The sequence below is a fragment of the Burkholderia sp. RF7-non_BP4 genome, assembly GCF_001521935.1.
GTDB classification, from domain to species: domain Bacteria; phylum Pseudomonadota; class Gammaproteobacteria; order Burkholderiales; family Burkholderiaceae; genus Burkholderia; species Burkholderia diffusa.
In genome coordinates, this window is record NZ_LOTA01000040.1 from 11486 (window position 1) to 31488 (window position 20003).

General features: G+C 62.9%; 11 protein-coding genes. 4 read left to right on the forward strand and 7 right to left on the reverse strand.

Features of this window, described 5'->3' with window-relative positions:
* Positions 1-5: 5 nt before the first annotated feature.
* The 3 genes from WS49_RS16730 to WS49_RS16740 all read right to left on the reverse strand — a co-directional run bounded on the left by WS49_RS16730 (position 6) and on the right by WS49_RS16740 (position 5868).
* Positions 6-3716: a hybrid sensor histidine kinase/response regulator gene (locus WS49_RS16730; RefSeq protein WP_059530640.1), complete on the reverse strand. Its 3711-nt coding sequence runs from the start codon at positions 3714-3716 to the stop codon at positions 6-8.
* Positions 3717-3761: 45 nt separating this feature from the next.
* Entirely contained in the window at positions 3762-4997 is a 1236-nt protein-coding gene (locus tag WS49_RS16735) for an ABC transporter substrate-binding protein (protein ID WP_059530643.1), read from the reverse strand.
* 430 nt (positions 4998-5427) lie between these two features.
* Complete coding sequence (locus tag WS49_RS16740) at positions 5428-5868, reverse strand: PRC-barrel domain-containing protein (RefSeq protein ID WP_059530875.1); 441 nt, start codon at positions 5866-5868, stop codon at positions 5428-5430.
* Between the two features lie 409 nt (positions 5869-6277).
* Here WS49_RS16740 and WS49_RS16745 point away from each other — a divergent pair, with 409 nt between their 5' ends.
* Positions 6278-8395: a cation:proton antiporter gene (locus tag WS49_RS16745; protein ID WP_179949284.1), complete on the forward strand. Its 2118-nt coding sequence runs from the start codon at positions 6278-6280 to the stop codon at positions 8393-8395.
* A gap of 766 nt (positions 8396-9161) precedes the next feature.
* Here the strand turns inward: WS49_RS16745 and WS49_RS16750 are convergent.
* Positions 9162-9752 (reverse strand): nuclear transport factor 2 family protein, encoded by a 591-nt coding sequence (locus WS49_RS16750; RefSeq protein ID WP_059530648.1) that lies wholly within the window; start codon positions 9750-9752, stop codon positions 9162-9164.
* Positions 9753-10089: 337 nt separating this feature from the next.
* Between WS49_RS16750 and WS49_RS16755 the strand changes: the two genes are divergently transcribed.
* Positions 10090-11514 carry an aminotransferase-like domain-containing protein gene (locus WS49_RS16755; RefSeq protein ID WP_059530651.1) on the forward strand — a complete coding sequence of 475 codons (1425 nt, stop codon included), beginning with the start codon at positions 10090-10092 and terminating at the stop codon, positions 11512-11514.
* 239 nt (positions 11515-11753) lie between these two features.
* On the opposite strand, the gene WS49_RS33705 is transcribed toward WS49_RS16755, so the two are convergent.
* The 3 genes from WS49_RS33705 to WS49_RS16765 form a co-directional block, all read right to left on the reverse strand.
* On the reverse strand, positions 11754-12020 hold the full coding sequence (locus tag WS49_RS33705) for a hypothetical protein (protein WP_082725530.1): 267 nt from the start codon (positions 12018-12020) through the stop codon (positions 11754-11756).
* A 265-nt stretch (positions 12021-12285) separates the two neighbouring features.
* Positions 12286-12591, reverse strand: a complete 306-nt coding sequence (locus tag WS49_RS16760; protein WP_059530654.1) for a DUF4148 domain-containing protein — start codon at positions 12589-12591, stop codon at positions 12286-12288.
* A 234-nt stretch (positions 12592-12825) separates the two neighbouring features.
* Entirely contained in the window at positions 12826-13293 is a 468-nt protein-coding gene (locus WS49_RS16765) for an MEKHLA domain-containing protein (protein WP_059530657.1), read from the reverse strand.
* Between the two features lie 257 nt (positions 13294-13550).
* Between WS49_RS16765 and WS49_RS16770 the strand changes: the two genes are divergently transcribed.
* Together WS49_RS16770 and WS49_RS16775 are read left to right on the forward strand one after the other, a co-directional pair.
* Complete coding sequence (locus WS49_RS16770) at positions 13551-14207, forward strand: response regulator transcription factor (protein WP_179949158.1); 657 nt, start codon at positions 13551-13553, stop codon at positions 14205-14207.
* Between the two features lie 161 nt (positions 14208-14368).
* Positions 14369-19891, forward strand: coding sequence for an ATP-binding sensor histidine kinase (locus WS49_RS16775; protein WP_257127765.1), 5523 nt, complete (start codon positions 14369-14371; stop codon positions 19889-19891).
* Positions 19892-20003: the final 112 nt, after the last annotated feature.

Genomic DNA, 20003 nt, shown 5'->3' on the forward strand with positions numbered 1-20003 from the left:
GAGCTTCAACCGGTCACGCGCTCGGCGACCAGCGCCGCATGCGCGTGCTCGAATTCCTCATCCGTGCCGGCCACGAGCGGCGCCGCGGCTGGCACGTCGGCCGCGCGCGCGAGACGCTCGATCTCCCGGCAGCGGGCCGACAGCAGATGGGCGCCCACGTTCGCGCTGCTCGATTTCAACGTATGGGCGGCCAGCTTCAGCGCATCGGCGTCGCCCGCTGCGACGGCCGCGCGCATGTCACCGATCAGGCGCGGCGCATCCAGCGTGAATTGATCGATGATCCGGGTCAGCACGTCGGGGCGGCCCGGCCGCTGGAGCGCGCGCAATGCATCGAGCGCCTTGCGGTCGATTACGTCCGCGTCGTCACCCGCGCTCGCTGCCGCCGCCCCAGCCGCGGTAGCGGGACTCGGTTCGATTTCGGCACGGCTTACCGTCTCTTCGCATGCAGCGGCCGGCACGCACGCGTTGCCGCGAACGTGGCGCGCGAGCGTGTGCAACAGCGCGTCGCGGCGGAATGGCTTAGCCAGATAGTCGTCCATGCCGGCGGCGAGACAGCGCTCGCGGTCGCCGCTCAGCGCGTTCGCCGTCAGCGCGATGACCGGCACGCGCGGCGAACCGGTGTCCGTTTCGCGCCGACGCAGCCGCCGCGTCGCCTCGAAGCCGTCCAGCCGCGGCATCTGGCAGTCCATCAGCACCACGTCGAATGCGTCGTGCGCGAGCCGCTCGAGTGCCTGCTCGCCGTCGTCGGCCACGGCGACTTCGTAATCGGTGTCCTCCAGCATCGCCAGCGCGATCTGCTGGTTGACCGCGTTGTCCTCGACCAGCAGCACCCGTGCCGCGATCGCATCGAGCCGCCGGTCGTCGGCCGACGCGATGCCATCGACACCATCGACACCATCGGCGCCCGGCACGGCCGCCGGCAGCCGCGGCGGCATCACGTGCATCGCCGATGCGATCGCCGCGTGAAGGTTGGCGCCGTGCAGCGGCTTCGTCAGCCGCGCGGCGATGTCGAGCTCGTGCGCGACCTGCACGCTGTCCATCATCTCGAACGCGGTCAGTGTGATGATCCTGAGCGCACGCAGCGACGGATCGTGGCGGATGTGCTGCACGAGCGAGATGCCGTCCATCCCCGGCATCCGCACGTCGACGATCGCGAGGTCGAACGGCGCGCCGTCGGCGACTGCGGCCCGCAGCTGCGCGAGCGCGTCGTCGCCGCCGATCGCCGTGGCGACGCACAGCTGCCATTCGATCGCGTGTTCGAGCAGCACGCTGCGATCGGTCTCGCTGTCGTCGACGATCAGCACCTTCAGCCCAGCGAGCGACGGCCTCGCGAATGGTGCGACGCCCACCACGCCGGACACCGGTTCGTATCGCATCGTCACGGTAAACACCGAGCCCTTGCCGGGCGTCGATTCGAGCGTGAGCGTGCCGCCCATCATCTCGGCCAGCTGGCGCGAAATGACGAGCCCAAGCCCGGTTCCGCCATACTTGCGCGCGATCGAGCTGTCTGCCTGCTGGAACGGCTGGAACAATTCCGCGGACACCTCCGGCGCGATGCCGATCCCGCTATCGGCGATCGCGAACACGATGCGGCCGTCGTCCACATACGATACGTTCAACTCGACGTGCCCGCGTTCCGTGAACTTGATCGCGTTGCTGAGCAGGTTCGTCAGGATCTGCCGCACCCGGACCGGGTCGCCGCGCATCCATTCCGGGACCGAGTCGGCGCGATTGAACACGAGCGCCAGTTCCTTGCGTCGTGCATTGGGCTCCATCAGCGCGACGACGTCGTCGAGCAGTTGATGCAGGTTGAAATCGATGCGTTCGAGCGTCAGCTTGCCGACCTCGATCTTCGAGAAGTCGAGAATGTCGTCGATGATGACGAGCAGCGTCTGGCCGGACCGGTACACGGTATCGACGAACTTGCGCTGCTTCGACGTCAGCCGCGTCCGCTGCAGCAGTTCGGTCATGCCGAGCACGCCGTTCATCGGCGTGCGGATCTCGTGGCTCATCCTCGCGAGAAACTCGGATTTCGCCGAATTCGCGGCTTCGGCCGTCGCGATCGCTGCCTGCAGGTCGACGTCGCGGCGCTCGATTTCATCGAGCATCATGTTGAAGCCGGCGATCAGCGCCGCGACTTCGTCGCTGCCCTGATGAGGCATCCGAAGCGACAGGTCGCTGCCGCTGCGAATGCGTGCCATCGTGCGCGTCAGGCTCGACAGAGGTCCGGAGATCGACGTGCCGAGCCGATGGCTGATCACCAGTCCGCCGATCGCCAGCAAGAACGATACCCCCACGATCATCACGATCGCGGTTGCCACGGCCCGGTAGACGTCCGATACGATCCCGCGCTGCTGAAGGTCGACGCGCACCGCCTCCTGTTCCGTATACGCTGCGAGGCGATTGGCCGTCGTGTCGACATCGGCGACGATGCTCTGCATGGCGACGTCGTTGGACAGCATGTCGGACTTCACCGCCAGGATACGGTGCGCGGATCCCGCCAACTCCGTGGTCAGTCCGATCACGCCCTCTGCGCGCTTGGCATTGCGCGGCCCGTCCGCGACAAGTGCATCGCGCAGCGCGCCGGCGGATGCGGTCAGCGCGCCGATATTCCTTCGCAGCTCGTCGTCGGCGCGCTTCAGGCGGTCAGGACTTTCGCCTTGCGCGATCATGCGCAGGTCGAACGCCAGCGTGTTGATGCCGCCGTTCACGGCGGCCGACAGCGACGCGATCCGCGCGGCGCGCTGCCGGAATGCGATCGCTTCGTCGAGGCGCTGCCGCGCGTTGACGATCCGAAGCGCGAACGGGTCCGCGATCTCCGCCAGCTTCGCGTCCAGCGCATCGAGCGATTGCAGCACGCGGTCTTCATGCCCACGGTAGCGCGCCGCCACGGACGGATCCGCGAACATACCGGCACGCAGCGCGACGAGGCCGACCTTGCCGTCGAGGATGTCGTCCGCCACCCGGGTGAGCGCGTTCGTCAGGCTCTGGGCCGCGGCCGCGTCGAGATGCGGCGCCGCGATTGCGAGCGCCTTGCGCGCACCGTCGATGGACGCCTGCATGCGCTCGCGCAGCGGCGCGAGCCGGTACCGGTTCGGCGCGACGTCGACGCGGCCGGCGACGGCGATGATCTCCTTGACGTCCATGCGCGCCTCGTCGAGCGCATGAATCGTGCGGTTGTACGCGGTATTGGCCTCCAGTGCGCCGCTCACGGCGGCATCGGCGTCGCTGTCCAGCCGGTCGACCTGCTTGCCGATCGCGTTCAGCAGCGCATCGCCTTGTGCCTGGACGCGTTCGATCAGCCGGCGTTCGGCGGCGAGTTGCGCGTCGCCGCGCAGCCGCTTGTCGACGCCTTCGTTCATCGACGCGAGCATCGTCCTCAAGCCGGTGGACGGCACGTCGACGCCGTGCCCGTCGATCGCGCGCACGGCCGCCGTCACGCGTGCGATCCGCTGCAATTGCGTTTCGATCTCCGACGACGCCTGCTCGCGCTCCAATGCGTCCTGCGCGCGCTCAAGCCGGCCGAAGTCCAGCGCAAGCTCCGCGTATGCGCGCTGCAACTCGTTGCTGCGCACCTGCAGCGGCAGCGATTCCGTCGTCAGCGTGCGCACACCCGACGCAATGCCGTGCACCGCGATCAGGCTCGTCACGGAAATCGCCACCACACCCAGCAGCATCAGGCTGGTGCTGGCGACGAGCTTAGCCTTGATGTCCATGCAGCCCTCCAGGATCGGGCGGCCCGCGCGCGGCCGCCCAGCCGCTCATCTGGCCGGCCCGTCCAGCGGCGTGACGCGGCCGTGCGCGATTTCGGTGAGGAACACGTCGTTCAGCGCCTGGTGATCGTCGGTGCTTAGATTGGCCACCAGGCCGCCGAGATCGAGACGCCGGATCGATTCGAGCGCCTGCTTCAGCGTTGCCCGGGTGGGTGCCGGTCCCGCCCGTTCCAGTCCGATCAGCGCGACCTTCGCATCAAGGCAGCCCTCGATGTGCACCACGCCAATGTGTTCGTCCGGAAAGCGCTGCGCGATCAGCCGTGCGCAGTCCCGGACCACGGGGCGCTCGCTCTGCGGCAGCGGCACGACCTGCGAAATCAGCATGCCGTTCCCTTCGTCGCCGATCAGGCGCAACAGGTCGTCGGGGCCGACGAACGACACTGCCGCGAGACGGGCCGTGAGGCCTTCGCGGTGCGCTGCGCGAATGAATGCGGCGACCGGCGTATACGGGCCGACCATGATGACGACGTCCGGCCGCGCGTCGAGTATGGCTGCGAGACCCGTCTCGACTGCCGTCGTGCCGCGACGGAACGTACCGGTGGCGACGACGTCGAGGCCGTGGCGGTGCAGCGCGAGCTGGGTGCCGGCCAGCACCGCTAGCCCGAAGCCGTCGTCCTGGTAGAACACTGCAAAACGCCTCGCGCGGTCGTGGGCAATCAAGTGATCGACCAGCACGCGCGTCTCGTCGTCATAGCTCGCCCGGATGTTGAAGACCTCCGGAATGACCGGCCTGCGCAGCGCCATCGCGCCGCTAAACGTACCGATGAGCGGAATGCCGGCGTCCCGGATCATTGGCAGCACCGCGGTGGTTGTCGGCGTGCCGACGTAACCGAACAGCGCGAGGACGTTGCCGCGATCGATCATTTCCAGCGTCGTGTCCACCGTCCGCTCGGGCTCGTAGCGATCGTCGGCGACGACGAGGTCGATCTTCCGCCCGTGCACACCGCCGTGAGCGTTCGCGTCGTCGAATACGGCTTGAGCGCCGATCAACAACCCGTGTCCGAGGCCTGCAGAATTGCCGGATTGCGCGTTGACCATACCCAGGCGGATCGTACTGTCGGTCACACCGGGCTCCGCCGCAATTCCGGCGCCCTGGCCGCTCAGTGCGGCGCAGCACACGATCATCGCCAGCGCCTGCCTGCCGCAGGGACGCGCGAGCGAGCGCAGTACGTTCGAATACCAGGTACCGGAACAAATCGGTGTGACTGACACACTCTCGTCCATGTTGAATCCCTGTCCGGCATCCCGTTATTCCGACTTGCTGGTGCATCCCGCCGCATACCACACGGCTGCCGTGGTACGAGTCAATTAGTCATATATATAGATGGCATATCTTGCGGCCGCAAGCCGCAGGCCAAAACAGGGTCATTACCTTTCAACGGAAAGATGTCACGTCGTAGGCCTTCGTCGATAGAACGGTGGTGCGAAACTCGAGTGAACTTATGAGGTTGTGCGTCGCGCAATAAAGTTGCCGGCGGCAGAGCGCCGCGAAGCCCCTTGTGAGCTCGTCGCTCTGTTGAAGTAACTGGGGCCGTCCGGCGGGCGCCTTGCGACCCGGAGCGGTATCGCTGCGACAGCGTTCACGGGGCGCATCGCCGAAATCGCTTGCTTCTTACGCTTCAAAAATATCGCTGCGAGAACCTCTGCTTCCGCATCAGTGATGTGCGTATTCCGTGCGTGCGATCGGCGTCGCTCTCACTTTCGAATACTGAAATACGGGCATGGCTTTGAGCGCATTCCGCGTCGCGCCGGCCCAGACGAGCTTGCCGCCGATGAAGTCGATCTGCGTGATCGGCACGGCAACATCGTGCGCTGACACACCAAGGAACTGGTGTGCCGCGACGATCGCGAACGAAACGGCGTCGTCGGGTGTGACGATGATGTCGTGCAGTACGCCGACCTTCTCACCGCGATCGTTGTAGATGACTTTGCCCAGCAGACTCTTCTTCGCACTCCATCCGTTCACCACGAGGCTCGCCTGTTCGATGCTCACGCCGACCACCTGCGTGCCGGCGACTTGCGCGTCGGCAAGCGTCGCGCCGCATGCGAGCGACGCGGCTACAACCGCTCCTGCGATCCATTTCGATGTTTTCATCATTCACTCCGGTCAGTACAGAAATCACGGCAACTGCGACCCTCGATAGCCGATACGATCGCCGCGGCCCGCCCCGACGCATGCTGGCGCCGCGTCCCCGTTGACACGGAAGCATGTCGATGCGTTTCTGACACTGTGCTCTCGCAGTTCCCAGCGCGTTTTCGAATTCGCACGGTGGTGTCCACCGAGCGACTGCAGCAGCGAGAGTGAATCGCTGATTTCGTGCGATTCCTGAAAAGCCACCGGCGCTCGCCGAATAAAGTGTTGTCGTCGTCAAATGGCCGCAACCAGCCGTCACATTGACCTGAACCCGAGGAATTCGAATCATGGAGATCGACACACGCAACGCGACGGAAAGCGAACGCGGCCCGTTGTCGCCTTGGCTTGCGGTCTGCCCGCGCGAAAGAAGATGCCGCGCTATTCGGCGCGGCCGATGATGTCGACAGAGATTCTGCTGCTCGGCGCGATGCTCATCGCGGTCACCGGTGTCGTCCAGGCGGCAAGCGTCGCGTTCTCGCTTCCACAGACATTCGTGGTGTCGTTCGTCGGCATTCTGTTCGGAGCGCTATTTCTCGCGATGCACGCGTGGCTTCCGGAGCCGGCGCTGGCATTTGTCGACCCGGTCGTCGCATGGCCGCTATCAGCGGACATGTGCCTGACGCTGTTTCTGCCGCCGCTGCTATTCCAGGCGGCGTTGAGCGTCGAGATTCGCGAGATGCTAGGCGACTGGCTGCCGATCCTGATTCTCGCGATCATCGGCGTGTTCGTCGCAACCGTGTCGATTGGTTTCGTCGCGTCATGGACCACAAACGTGCCGGCCAGGGACGGTCTTTTGCTGGGTGCGATCATCGCAACGACCGACGCATCGGCGGTCCTTGCCGTATTCCGCAGCGTGACGGCACCTAGTCGGCTCGTACGGCTCGTCGAAGGTGAGAGCTTACTAAACGATGCTGCCGCGATTTCGATTGCCACCGTCCTGCTCGAGGCGTCCCGCAGTGCCGATTCGGTCTCACGGACGGTAGCGGAGATATCGCAGATTTTTGCCACTGAATTCGGCGGCGGCGCGATACTGGGCATGGTCGTGGGACGCATGCTTGCCTGGGGACTCGTTCACCTTGGCGGCGAAGGGAAGGCCGAGCTCACGCTGACCCTTGCGGTGCCATACCCGCTCTATATTCTCGGCAACGAGTTCTTCCATGTCTCTGGCGTCGTGGCTGTCGTGACGGCGGGACTCGTGATCAGTGGGCTTGGGCGGGCTCGCCTCACACCGCGCAATTGGTCGCATTTGCAACTCATGTGGGAGCAGGTGGCTGGAATCGCCGGCACGCTTGTATTCCTCCTCGCGACGATCCGCGTGCCCGGTCTGCTGAGAGCCGCCCGGGCGTCTGACGCCCTGGCGCTCGGGGCAATCATCATCGCTGCACTCGCCGCACGACTCGCGGTACTGTTTGGCGTGTTTCCCTCGGTGTCCCGACTAGGGTTAAGCAACGCCGTCACGCGTTCCTTCAGGCTCGTGATCACCTGGGGTGGCTTACGCGGAGCAGTCACCATCATCCTCGCACTGGGTATCGAGGGCAACGCGGCGTTGCCTGAACCCACACGTCGCCTTGTTTCGGTGCTGGCAACCGGCTTCGTCCTCTTCTCGCTGGCCGTTAACGGATCGACGCTTCGCCCCCTGATCCGCTTCCTCGGGCTCGATCACCTCTCGCCGCAAGACATGGCGCTGCAGGAACGCGCCGTTGGCATTGCCGGGGCGGAAATCGACGCGCTCGTGCGGGCTTCAGCGCGATCTCTCCGGATCGACCCGAATCTCGCATGCGATGCGATCGATGCCTATCACGACAGCACATCGCTCGATAACTTCTTGCGCTCTGACGACGTCGCAACGACCGACGAAGACCGTCTGACGGCCGGCTTGCTCGCTCTTGCACGCAGGGAAGGCGATCTCATACCTCGATACGGCAACGGAATCGTCGCAGTAGAAAACCTGGATCGCATGATCGCGAACGCAGCCGCGATGACGGAAGCCGTCCGGCGCGGCGGGCGCGCCGCGTATCGGCAGGCGGCGGCACAAATTCTGCAGATCCGATGGAGCTATCGGGCCGCACGGTGGATCCATTCGTGGTTGAAATTAAGCTGGCCTTTCTCTTGCGCGCTCCAGAACCGTTTCGAATTGCTAATATGCCGGCGCGCCGTGCTGGAACAACTACATCGCTATACCGAAACAAGTCTTCAACCGCTACTCGGTCCCGAAACGACCAAGACGCTGTCGGCAATCCTACATGGCCGCATGGACAGAACCGAACACGCAATCACCGAGATGCGAGGGGATTTCGGCCACTACACCCGCAAACTCGAGCGACGTATGTTGCTGCTCGTCGCGCTGAACGCGGGACGCGATCGTGTCGAGCATTTGTACCGGGACCAGTCGATTTCCAGCGAAGTGTACGAATCGGTCAGCCGCGATTTCATGCGTGCATGGCGCAACGCAATTGAACGGCCGGAGTTTTCTGCCGATGATGAATGAAATTCGAGCGACGTTCAATCTACGGTGCCATATCGACGAGGCATGGTACGTAACGGTCAGGATCGTGCGGCTTCGCGACCTAATCGGACACGACGGACGGCAATGGCTGTTCGCAATCGCCCTGATTTTCGGCGATACCCCGCCGATTTGCTTCGCACCCTGGACGACTACGTTCAGCGCTGGCGACATGAGGCCTCCGCTCGCTCCGGACGCCCCCATCCTGCGTCAAGCCGCCAGGCCTTCGGCGCGCACTCGCTGGACGGAACGTGGCCGTGCGAATCCACAAATACCGATCCTTCCCAACAGTTGGCCGGCCCGATCCACGACACAATCCGTACACCATCCGACGCATCGTGACACTCTGGAGAGGATCGTCTCATGTCTCACCATCTCGACTGCTTGCTTGCACGCCAAGACATCCGACTCCACAGCACCGATCTCTACTGCTTTCTCGACCAGACTGGCAACCTCGTCGTCACCGGGCTGTCAGTCGCGATCGCCTTCGTCTTCGGCACCGTCGAGCTACTGGGCCTGCTCGACAACGCGCTTGGCCCGCATCCCTGGTTCTGGCCGTGGACGTCCGCGATCGATCTGAGCACGCTCGGCTGCGCCAGCTTTGGGCTCTTTGTCGTGACCTGGGGCGTCTCGATTCCGATCCGGAAGCTCGGGCACGGCACAAGGGACGGAAGCGCTGTTCCTTGCGTCGCAGACCATGATCGACGCCCCCCTCCAACAGCCGCATCGCCAAATATTGACCGTCGGATCTTTACGTGTTCGCCGGCCGGTCCGCGAGCCATGCGGCGCCGCGCTGCTTCATGTCCATTTCCAGAGCGCTGCCTCTGGTCGCAAAAACACGTCGGACAGGAAACCCACTCTTTTCGAGCAGATAGGCCAGCGCCGCGTATTCGGGTGGAAACCTCTCCACAACGTCGCCATCGATCGGTTCAATGCTCAACGGAAACGTAAAGCAACCCATATCGTAAATACTCTGTCGCCTGACAATCTTCCACATCCCGTCACGTTTCTCGACGAAGTCGTAGAAGCGATTGTGCACTGCACATCCAAGCTTCAATACGACTTGGTCGGCCACGATGATCGCATTCGTCTCAACTAGTGCTTTCGTCCCGTTGAATTCGATGACGGGCTGGCCAATCAGGTGTTTGGTATGCAAAGCGGAGCCTCCCATCATGCGCGAGCCAGCGATGAAGTCGGCCACCGCTCCTTCGAACCAGGTGACCTCGATGGTTGCATCCGGGTGAAACAAATCGGCGAGGTTGTCCCAACTCGCGAGATCGCGATACATCCAGCCGGCCATAAGATCGGATATTGCGAGGTGGTCTTCGATATGTCCTTGCATTGCTATTTCCTAGTTGTGTAAAGGTGATCGGCCGTGGAAAACGATCGTCGTACCACGAGAGGAATCCAGCCGATGCTACGAAACCAGGCAACCTGGCTTTTTTGCATAGGGTACCTATTTTTAGGATTCACACGGTCAAGTGATTCAGGAGATCGAAACGGATTCAAAATTTAAATAGAATTTGCGAGATGCGAAGTCCAGTTAGAGCATCGTGCTGCCATCTACTGTGAATCAGTAAATGTCCTAACGCGCCGGTATGCCATCGATTGTTTTCACAAACTACCACGGCGAATCGCGCTATCACCCCCGAAAACTTGACTGTTTCTCCTTCTGCCCAGTGAATCTCTACAAGAAACTTTCTGACGACATTGAACGGCTAATCCTTCAGGGGGTGTACCAGCACGGCGACAGGGTGCCGTCGGTCCGGCAAGCGAGCCAACAGCACAGGATTAGCATCACGACCGTGCTGCATGCATACCGGCTGCTCGAGAATCGTGGTTTGCTGGAAAGTCGGCCGCAGTCTGGCTATTTCGTGCGCGTGCAACCCGATAACGGGAACCTAAAAGTGCACTCACTTGAGCCATCGAGGCCGACAGCGAGTTTGTCCCCTGTTGACCAGGGCCGGCTGGTACTCTCGACGCTGCGCTCGATGGGCACCGCTGATGTCGCGCCCTTAGGCTCGCCCTACCCGGATCCGTACCATTTTCCATTCGAGAAGCTGAACCGCTATGCATATGCGGCCGGCCGTGACAAGTCACTATGGGGCGTGGTGGACGGGCTACCGCCCGGCCATCCACGCCTTGTGCGACAGATCGCGCGTCGCTATCTGGAGAACGGCATGTCAGTCGACGCAAATGAAATCGTCGTGACAGTCGGTGCAACGGAGGCAATCAACTTGTGCTTACAGGCAGTGGCAAAACCCGGTGATGTCATCGCGGTGGAATCACCAACTTTCTATTCGATGCTGCATGCTATCGAGCGGATGGGCATGAAAGCGATCGAAGTGCCGACTCATCCTGAGTACGGAATCGACATTGCAGCGCTGGCGGAGACTGCAAGATCACAGCCGATCGCCGCCTGCATGGTGATGCCGAACTTTCAGAATCCACTCGGCTTCCAAATGCCAGACGACCGAAAGCGTGAGCTCGTCGGATTCGCCGAGAAGACAGGAATTCCGATCATAGAAAACGGTGCGTATAACGAACTGCATTTTGGAAATACGCATCCCAGCACGCTGAAGTCGTACGACAGAAATGGGCTGGTTCTCCATTGCTCGTCGTTCTCGAAGAGCCTGACGGCTGCGTACAGGATTGGCTGGGCGCTGCCGGGCCGATACCGCGATCAGGTAGAGAACCTGAAATTCTTGAACACGCTCGGGACGCCGTCTCTGCCGCAACTCGCGATCGCGGAGTTTCTTGAGCGAGACGGTTACAAGCATCACCTACGACGCTTGCGCAGGGCCTACGCGCAACAGGCGAACCTGATGCGTACGTTCGTGTCGAGGTTCTTTCCGGAAGGCACGCGAATTTCGAGCCCCTCGGGAGGCTATACACTTTGGGTGGAATTACCGGCACAAGTCGACGTGGTGCGCCTCCATCAGCTTGCGCTGGAGCACCGTATCTCTATCGGGCCTGGGCACACGTTCTCGGCTTCGGACAGCTACCGGAACTTCATCTGGCTGAACTACAGCAGCCCGTGGTCGGCTGGAATCGAGCAAGCTGTCATCACAATCGGCAGGTTGGCTGCGCTCTGCGCGTGTTGACCTAGCGATGATGGCGGACGGGACGCATTACCGAGTTCGCAGACACGTACGCCACGCACCGCGATACACACAACGCGAGCGCAACTCATTATTGCGTTCGTTCGCCTCCCGCCATCTCTCGAACACACCATCGCGGCAGGGCCGTGCATGGACAAGCGCTGTGGCAAGACGCCCAAAGATCAACAAGAAGGCAAGCGGCGCGGCACGGTACGGACTCTCTTCGGGCGTTGGGATACCCATCAGCCGGCGCCAGGCGTACTGTTGTCTGCGTGCGGATTCGCTGCAGTTGCGCGCTCAATGGGCGCTCCGTGAATGTTGATCGTCCGCATGTCTGCCGCCGAGCAAGACGGACCACGCGCCGAATTGAGCCACGGATTCAGCGCTGCAAGCACACTCGCGCGCGCGCCGTAGTCATCGGGCAGTTGCGGCTGTCCGCGTGCGAAAGCGGCGACCGGCTTGCCGATGAAAAGGGCCAGCAATGCGGCTACGATCAGTGTGCGATCCATGATGAAACTCCCGGGAAAGATTCGATGAGGGCGCATCGTCGATGCGCCGCCGGCGCGACCGTTACAGCGATTCACTGCCTGACACGTTCATTCCCGCGAATGGGGGGCACATGGCGCTGACCGGCAGATGAGAAATTCGAAATCCGCGGCCGCCACCTCGGGTCGTGTGGACATGAACTTTGTCAGCGTCGGGCCGGCGCCGTGCCGTGGCGCCTGTCATTGAACGACCCGGCGTCGTGCCGCGGAAGGCAGTTGAAAATCGCGTTCAGTGGTGCTCGTACAACTGCTGGGCATCGAGCGACGCGAGCGACACCGGAGTGGTCTTCGCGGCGACGGTCGGCTGTGCCGCGACCGACCGCGATTGCTGCGCGGCGATCTTCGCCTCGGCTGCCTGGATGTCGTCGGGATAGTAGGGATCGGTGCCGACGGGCCGATAACCGGCCTTTTCGACGCGGACGAGATCGGCGCGCACGTCGGCGCGCGTGATCGTGCCGACGGCGGTTTGCGCGAATGCGGCGATCGGTGCGCTCAGCGCACAGGAAAGCAGTACTGCACGAATCAGGTTGTTCATGATGTTCACCTCTCAAGATGGCGTTTTCGCGTCCGCTGACCAGCCAGACATCCGCTCCGCATCGATGCGATGAAGAGTTGTGTCCATTCTGCGATTCGCGCGCTTTCCGGAAGGTGAGACTTCGATTACGGTCTTGTCATCTGATCGCTGTCGCACGTCGCGTGCGGGCCGACCTGGTTCGTCGAATACGACGCAGGCGCTCAACGAAATCCGTATGTCGGTCGATGGCTGTGTTCATGCGGACGCATCGACCGGCTGTATCTGCGGAATCATCGCAGCCTGGCCGCGCACGTTCCCGGCCGCGTCCGTGAGTTGCCACACGATCGCGCGCTCGATCCAGAAACGCTTGCCGGTCTTCGTTATACGCACGCCGCGGTATTCAGACACGAAGCCGTCCTGCGTCACCTTGTCGAGAAACAACTGGCGTTCGCGGCGCTCCATCGGCTCCGCCGAAAGTCGCGAAGGCAAGGCCGTCAGTTCATCCCAGTCGTATTCGAAAATCGCCTGCGCGCGCTTGTTGCCGTATACGAAGACCGGATCGGCCGACGCATCGTGCGCGAGAATGCCGAACGGCGCCGCACGGTACAGCCACGCGGCGCCGTCGGATGCGCTCATTCCGTCGGGAACGAGCGGCCGGTTCAGAAACCGATGGTAGGAGTCGGCAAGAAGAACGAAGAAGTCTGGATCTGTGCGCAACGACATCGGTAAGGCTCCTGAAATCGGTAGGATAAGTCAATGAGCGACGGTTCACGGTCCGACATTATATGAATGAAGCGGCACGCCGCGGTCGGAACGGGCAATTGCTGCCCGGTACGGCGCAAAGGTCGCTCAGCAAGTTTTTGACACGATCGCTCGACTACCGTTTTGGACATAAAATGCGGGAGCATCCGTCCCGAATCGTTAAACAGAAACATCGGGCGAATACGCTTCTACTTCGAATTTCACGGACAGAGGGCGATATGACCAGTATGACCAGCGACACGGCCGATCCTGTCGTCTTCGTGATCGACGACGACAGCGCTATTCGCGAAGCGGTCGAAACGTTGCTCGACTCCGTCGAACTGCGTGTCAAGTCGTTCGATAACGCACAGGCATTCCTGGCGCTTGACTTGCCCGACGTACCGAGCTGTGTCGTTCTGGACGTACGGCTCAAGGGGCAAAGCGGGCTTGCCGTACAAGAGCAGATCACGCGCGAACTGCGTATCCCGGTCATCCTGATGACCGCTCACGGCGACATCCCGATGTCGGTTCAGGCGATGAAGGCCGGCGCGGTTGACTTCCTGCCGAAGCCGTTCCGCGGTCAGGACATGATCGACGCGGTTACGTGCGCGCTGGAAAGCGACCGCAGGCGACGTGCGGTCGATCGTTCGACCGCGATATTGCGTACGTGCTACGAATCGTTGACGCCGCGCGAGCGCACGATCATGGCTATGGTGGCGAACGGGCTGCTGAACAAGCAGATCGCAACGGATTTGAATCTGAGCGAAATCACGGTGAAACTGCACCGCGGCCAAGCGATGAAGAAGATGAAATCGCAGTCGCTCGCGGATTTTGTACTGAAGGCGCAAGCGCTGGGCCTGGTCGATCGCGAAAGCCGGCTGGTCGAGCATGCATGACACGCGGCCACGATCGAGTACGGTCGGCAACCACAACGCGACAGGAGTCATCGCGAAGCACATAGTTGGAAACGAATCGTCGAATCCCTGTTCCCTCCGCGCACGCGAACATCGTGCCGGCCGCAGCGCAGCCCATGCATAATCTGCCGCATGCGTCCGTGATGGCGCAACTTGCCGCCACCCTGCCCCTTTCCGTCGTATGCGAAGACGAAGACCTCATCCATGGTCGCGCTTTGCTGACGGACCCGAATGGCAAGCGCATTCCAGTCCTGGTCGCGCAGCCGAAAGGCGGCGCATCGAATCCTGCTGCGTTCGAGTGCTTGCTGAACGAATACCGGATGCGCGACAGGCTGGACGCCTCATGGGCTATGCGGCCAATCGATCTGCAAAGACACGGCAACAGCATCGCGCTCGTTCTGGAAGACGCTGGCGGAATTCCGCTCGAACGCCTCCTGACCGAAAGGCTGTCGACCGGGCGTTTCTTGACGCTCGCGACCGCGATTGCCGCCGCTGTCCACCGCATGCACGCCCGCGATATCGTGCATTGCGATCTGAAACCGGAACATCTGTTTGTCGATGACGCGGCCGGCCTCGTGAGGATTACCGGTTTCGGAATCGCGTCCGACGCACCGCGAGATCGTGAGCGTACAAGTCCGCCGGACATCATTGCGGGGACGATGGCCTATATGGCTCCTGAGCAGACCGGACGACTGAATTGCCCGATCGACGCCCGCACCGATCTGTACAGCATAGGTGTGGTGTTCTACCGAATGCTGACCGGGACGCTGCCCTTCTCGGCGGCGAGCGCAACGGAATGGATGCACAGCCATACGGCCCGGAAACCCGTTCCACCGCATCTGCGGGTCGAACGGGTCAACGCCCAGCTGTCCGCGATCGTGATGAAGCTGCTCGAGAAGGAGCCCGGAGCCCGCTATCAAAGCGCGGCCGGGCTCGAGCGCGACCTTCGCCGCTGCGTTGCGCAGTGGTCCACCGATGCGACGATCGATTCGTTCGATCTCGGCGACGTGGACCTGCCGGACCGACTGCCCGGTCCGGTCAGGCTGTACGGCCGCGAGCACGACCTCGCGCGGCTGATGCGCGTGTTCGGACGGATCGTCCACGGCGGGCGCATCGAATTCGCGTTGGTTTCCGGGTACGCGGGTGTCGGCAAGTCGTCACTGGTACGCGCGCTGCAAGCAGCGGTCGGGCCGTCGCAAGGCACGTTTGCTGTCGGAAAGTGCGACCAGCACAACCGCGACACGCCTTATGCGGCCATCGTGCTTGCGCTGAAGAGCATGGTGAAGTCCCTGTTCACGCAACGCGAGGATGCGTTGCGCCGCTGGCGCGACGCGATCGTCGACGCACTCGGACCCAACGGCAAGCTGATCACCGACTTCGTGCCCGACCTCGAGTTGCTGCTTGGCGAACAGCCTGGCGTGCCGGAGTTGCCGCTGCAGCAGGCGCAGGCGCGCTTTCGGCTCGTGCTGCACCGCTTCATCCAGGTGTTCACGCGGCTTAAGCCGCCGCTCGTGCTGTTCGTCGACGATCTCCAGTGGGCCGACGCGGCCACGCTCGATCTGCTCGAAAGCATCGGCAGCCGGTCCGGGATACGCCACATCCTGCTGATCGGCGCGTACCGCGACAACGAGGTCGACGTCGCTCACCCGTTGCCGCAACAGCTCGCGCGGCTCAAGTCGGCCGGCGTCGCCGTCGACGAAATCCGGCTGACCGCGCTGACGGTCCCGCAAGCGACTGCCCTCGTCGGCGACATCCTGCGATCCGACGACCAGCGCGTTGAGCAACTTGCGCGAATCGTCCACACCAAGACCGCAGGCAATCCGTTCTTCGTCGTCCAGTTTCTGCAGGCGCTTGCCGAAGAGAACGTACTGCTGATGGATCGATCGGCAGGACGGTGGTCATGGAACACGCAGGCCGTCAGGAGCGCGCGGTATACGGACAACGTTGCAGAACTGCTGTCCGCGCGGCTCGAACGCCTGCCGGATGCGTGCCAAGACGCGCTCCGTGCGTTGGCATGCCTAGGAAATAGCGCTTCTGCCCGCAGCATCGCGATCGCCCGGCACTCGACTGAAGACGCGCTGCATGCGGAGCTTCGGATAGCGATTCGACAGCAACTCCTCGAACGCGTCGGCGATACGTACCGGTTTGCGCATGACCGGATCCAGGAAGCCGCCTATTCGCTGATTCCCAAGGCGGTACGGGCCGAAACGCACCGGGACATCGGTCGGCGCCTGCTACCGCATCTGCCCGACGCCCACGACGACGGGCTGCTGTTCGAAATCGTCGGGCAATTCGAGCGGGCCGGCAGTCACGCGATGTCGGCGGACGAGCGATACGTAGCGGCGACGCTCAACCTGCGCGCCGGCATTCGCTCGAAAGCGTCCGCAGCGTACGGTGCCGCACTACGCTACTTGCACGCCGGAGTGGAGCTGCTGACGCGCGTGCCGGACACGCGCTGGCCCGGCGTTCGCTTCGAGTACGAGCTGGAGCTTGCCGAATGCGAGTTTCTGACAGGCGAACTCGCGGCGGCCGAGCGCCGACTTGCGGCGTTGCGCGTCGATACGCTGAATGTAATCGATCGCGGCCGCGTCGCCGTCCGGGCGATGGACGTCTATACGGCGCTCGATCGAAGCGGCGACGCGATCGCGGTCGCGCTGGCATTCCTGTCTGGCGTGGGCATCGACGCTTCGGCGCACCCATCCGATCTGGAGGTTAGCGACGAATACTCGGCGCTTCGGCGCCGCGCGGCCGGTCTGACGGTCGACGACATCGTCGAATTGCCGTCGATGCGCGATCCAGTCGGGCTGACTACGCTCGAAGTATTGACGCGCCTGCTGTCCGCTGCGTGCTTTACCGATTTCAATTTGAATTCGCTGATCACATGCAAGGCCATCAACATCAGCCTCATCAGCGGAAACTGCGAAGCATCGTGCGTTGCGTACGGCACGTTGAGCCGGATCGCCGGACCGCGTTTTGGCGATTTCGAGCTCGGCATCCGGTTCGGCAAGGCCGGCTACCGGATTGCCGAACTCAATGCACAGCATCGGTTCCATGCGAGCACCTGCATGGTGTTCGTCATCTTCACGTTGCGCTGGATGATGCACGTCCGGCTGTCCGAGGATGCGCTGAGGCGTGTGTTCGCCGCAGCGAACAAGGCCGGCGACCTGCTGTACGCGTCGTATTCACTCACGTGCCTGAACACGAATTTCCTGTTTGCCGGCGATCCGCTGCCGGCCGTCGGCGACGAGGCCGAACGTGGACTGGCGTTCGCACGCAACGCGCGACATGGCCTCGTCGTCGACATCCTGTCGACGCAGCTCGCTCTGGTCCGCACATTGCGTGGACAAACGCGACGGCCCGGATCGTTGGATGATGCACAGTTCGACGAGCACACGTTCGAATCGCATCTCGCCGCCAATCCGGGCCTCGCGATCGCCGAGTGCTGGTACTGGATACGCAAGATGCAGGCGAGCTATCTGTTTGGCGATAACGGAACGGCGCTCGAATCGCTGCGGCGTGCGGAGTCGCTGATATGGACGTCGTCGATGTTCCTGGAGGAGGCGGAGTTCCATTTGTATGGGGCACTCACGCTGGCCGCCGCGATCGACCAGGCCGCGGCCGACGAACGCGCAGGCCTGCTCGCGCGCTTCGTCACGCATCAGACGCGTATCGACGTGCTGGCCGGCCAGTTCCCTGAGAACTTCGAGACCCGCGCGGCGCTGGTCGGTGCCGAGCGTGCGCGCGTCGAATCGCGCATGCTCGATGCGGAACATCTGTACGAGCACGCAATCCAGTCGGCCCGCGCGGGCGAATTTCCGCACCAGGAAGCAATCGCGAGCGAACTTGCTGCCCGCTTTTATCGCGCGCGAGGCTTCGACATCATAGCCGACGCGTATTTGCGCAATGCCCGCAACGGGTACATCCGCTGGGGTGCGGACGCGAAAGTCCGCCAGCTCGACGAGACGTGTCCGCATCTTGGCGCCGAGACAGGCAGCCGCGATCGCCGCGAAACGATCCGGTCAACGGCCGGCGAAGTCGACTACGCGATGTTGATCGATGTATCGCAGCGCGTTTCGTCGGAGATCGATCCGGAGAAGGTGATCGACACGTTCATGAAGGCCGCGCTCACGCACTCGGGCGCCGATCACGGATTACTGATCCTCGCCTCCGGCGACGGCGACGCAAGCATCCGCGCTGACGCCACGGTTCACGGCGACGAGGTGATCGTCGTGCAGGAAAGCTCGCCGCTCGATGCGCGTCGCCTGCCGATTGCGACGATCAACTATGTGCTGCGAACCCGCGAGACCATATCCAGCCCCGATGCGTCGAAAGAGCCGGTCTGCGCGTCCGATCCCTATACGCTCGCGGAGCGCGTGCGATCGATGCTGTGCATGCCGCTCGTGCGCGGAGATGAACTGACCGGTGTGCTGTACCTCGAGAGCAGACTCACCACCGGCGTATTCGCACCGGCGCGCCTCGCGGCGCTCGGCGTGCTCGCGTCGCAGGTGGCGATCACGCTGCAGAACGCACGGCTGTATCGCGATCTGTCCGAGCGCGAAGCGCGGATTCGCCGGCTCGTCGATGCGAACATCGTCGGCATCTTCATTTATGCGCTCGACGGAACGATCGTCGAAGCGAATTCCGCGCTCCTCGACCTGATCGGCTACAGCCGCGAGGACCTGGAGCACGGGCAGCTGAATTGGCGATCGCTGACGCCGCCGGAATGGATCGAGGCGGATTTCCAGATCCACGAGCCGGCACTCCGGGCGACCGGCGTGCTTGCGCCGATCGAAAAGGAGTATTTTCGCAAGGACGGTAGTCGCGCACCCGTCCTGGTCGGCGCGGCGATGTTTTCGTCGACCGGTCAGCACGGCGTCGCGTTCGTGTTGGACTTGAGCGAGAGCAAGCGTGCCGACGCACGTGCGCGCGAAAGCGAGAGTCGCTTCCGCGAGATGCAGAAGGAACTCGCGCATGCGAACCGCGTGTCGGCCGTCGGGCAGCTGACCGCGACGATCAGCCACGAGGTCAAGCAGCCGATTGCCGCGATGGCGGCGAATGCCGATGCCGCGGCGCGTTGGCTGGCTGCTCGGCCAGCCAACATTGAACGGGCGTCGAAGGCGCTGGACCTGATCGTCCGCGACGCGTTGCGCGCCGGCGACGTCATCGACCGCATCCGCAACTTCGTCCGCAAATCGCCCGTTCGCGAAGAGGTGGTAGACGTCAACGCAGCGATTCTTGACATCCTGTTCGTCACGCGGCGCGACGCGGAAAAGAACGGCATCTGCATCGACACGACCTTCGCATCACCGTCACCGCTCGTTGTCGGCGATCGCGTCCAGCTCCAGCAGGTGATCCTCAACCTGATCGTCAACGCGATCGAGGCGATGCACGCAGTCAACGAGGGCCGCCGAAGCCTCGTCATTTCGACGTCGAATATCGAAGGCCGCAGCGTCGAAATTCGCGTGACGGATTCGGGGCCCGGCGTATCGGACGCCCACATGGAACGGCTCTTCGAGCCCTTCTTCACGACGAAGGATACGGGGATGGGCATCGGCCTGTCGATCGCTCATTCGGTGGTTCTCGCGCACGGCGGCCAGTTGCATGCGAGCTGTCGTGAACCATCTGGTACGACATTTCACGTCACGCTTCCGTCAGCGCGAGTCTGACAGTGCTCTACAGGCAACCGCCGTGCAACGGCGGCAACGTCGCGCGTGAGCGCACTGCGATGCAGGCCCATGCGATTTGGCAAAGATCCGTGCACCGATAGAACGACGCCCT

Bases quoted from the DNA above. Each gene is read 5' to 3' on its own strand.
- WS49_RS16730 (WP_059530640.1), bottom strand. From the start codon at position 3,716: ATGGACATCAAGGCTAAGCTCGTCGCCAGCACCAGCCTGATGCTGCTG.
- WS49_RS16735 (WP_059530643.1), bottom strand. From the start codon at position 4,997: ATGGACGAGAGTGTGTCAGTCACACCGATTTGTTCCGGTACCTGGTAT.
- WS49_RS16740 (WP_059530875.1), bottom strand. From the start codon at position 5,868: ATGAAAACATCGAAATGGATCGCAGGAGCGGTTGTAGCCGCGTCGCTC.
- WS49_RS16745 (WP_179949284.1), top strand. From the start codon at position 6,278: ATGCCGCGCTATTCGGCGCGGCCGATGATGTCGACAGAGATTCTGCTG.
- WS49_RS16750 (WP_059530648.1), bottom strand. From the start codon at position 9,752: ATGCAAGGACATATCGAAGACCACCTCGCAATATCCGATCTTATGGCC.
- WS49_RS33705 (WP_082725530.1), bottom strand. From the start codon at position 12,020: ATGGATCGCACACTGATCGTAGCCGCATTGCTGGCCCTTTTCATCGGC.
- WS49_RS16760 (WP_059530654.1), bottom strand. From the start codon at position 12,591: ATGAACAACCTGATTCGTGCAGTACTGCTTTCCTGTGCGCTGAGCGCA.
- WS49_RS16765 (WP_059530657.1), bottom strand. From the start codon at position 13,293: ATGTCGTTGCGCACAGATCCAGACTTCTTCGTTCTTCTTGCCGACTCC.
- WS49_RS16770 (WP_179949158.1), top strand. From the start codon at position 13,551: ATGACCAGTATGACCAGCGACACGGCCGATCCTGTCGTCTTCGTGATC.
- WS49_RS16775 (WP_257127765.1), top strand. From the start codon at position 14,369: ATGGCGCAACTTGCCGCCACCCTGCCCCTTTCCGTCGTATGCGAAGAC.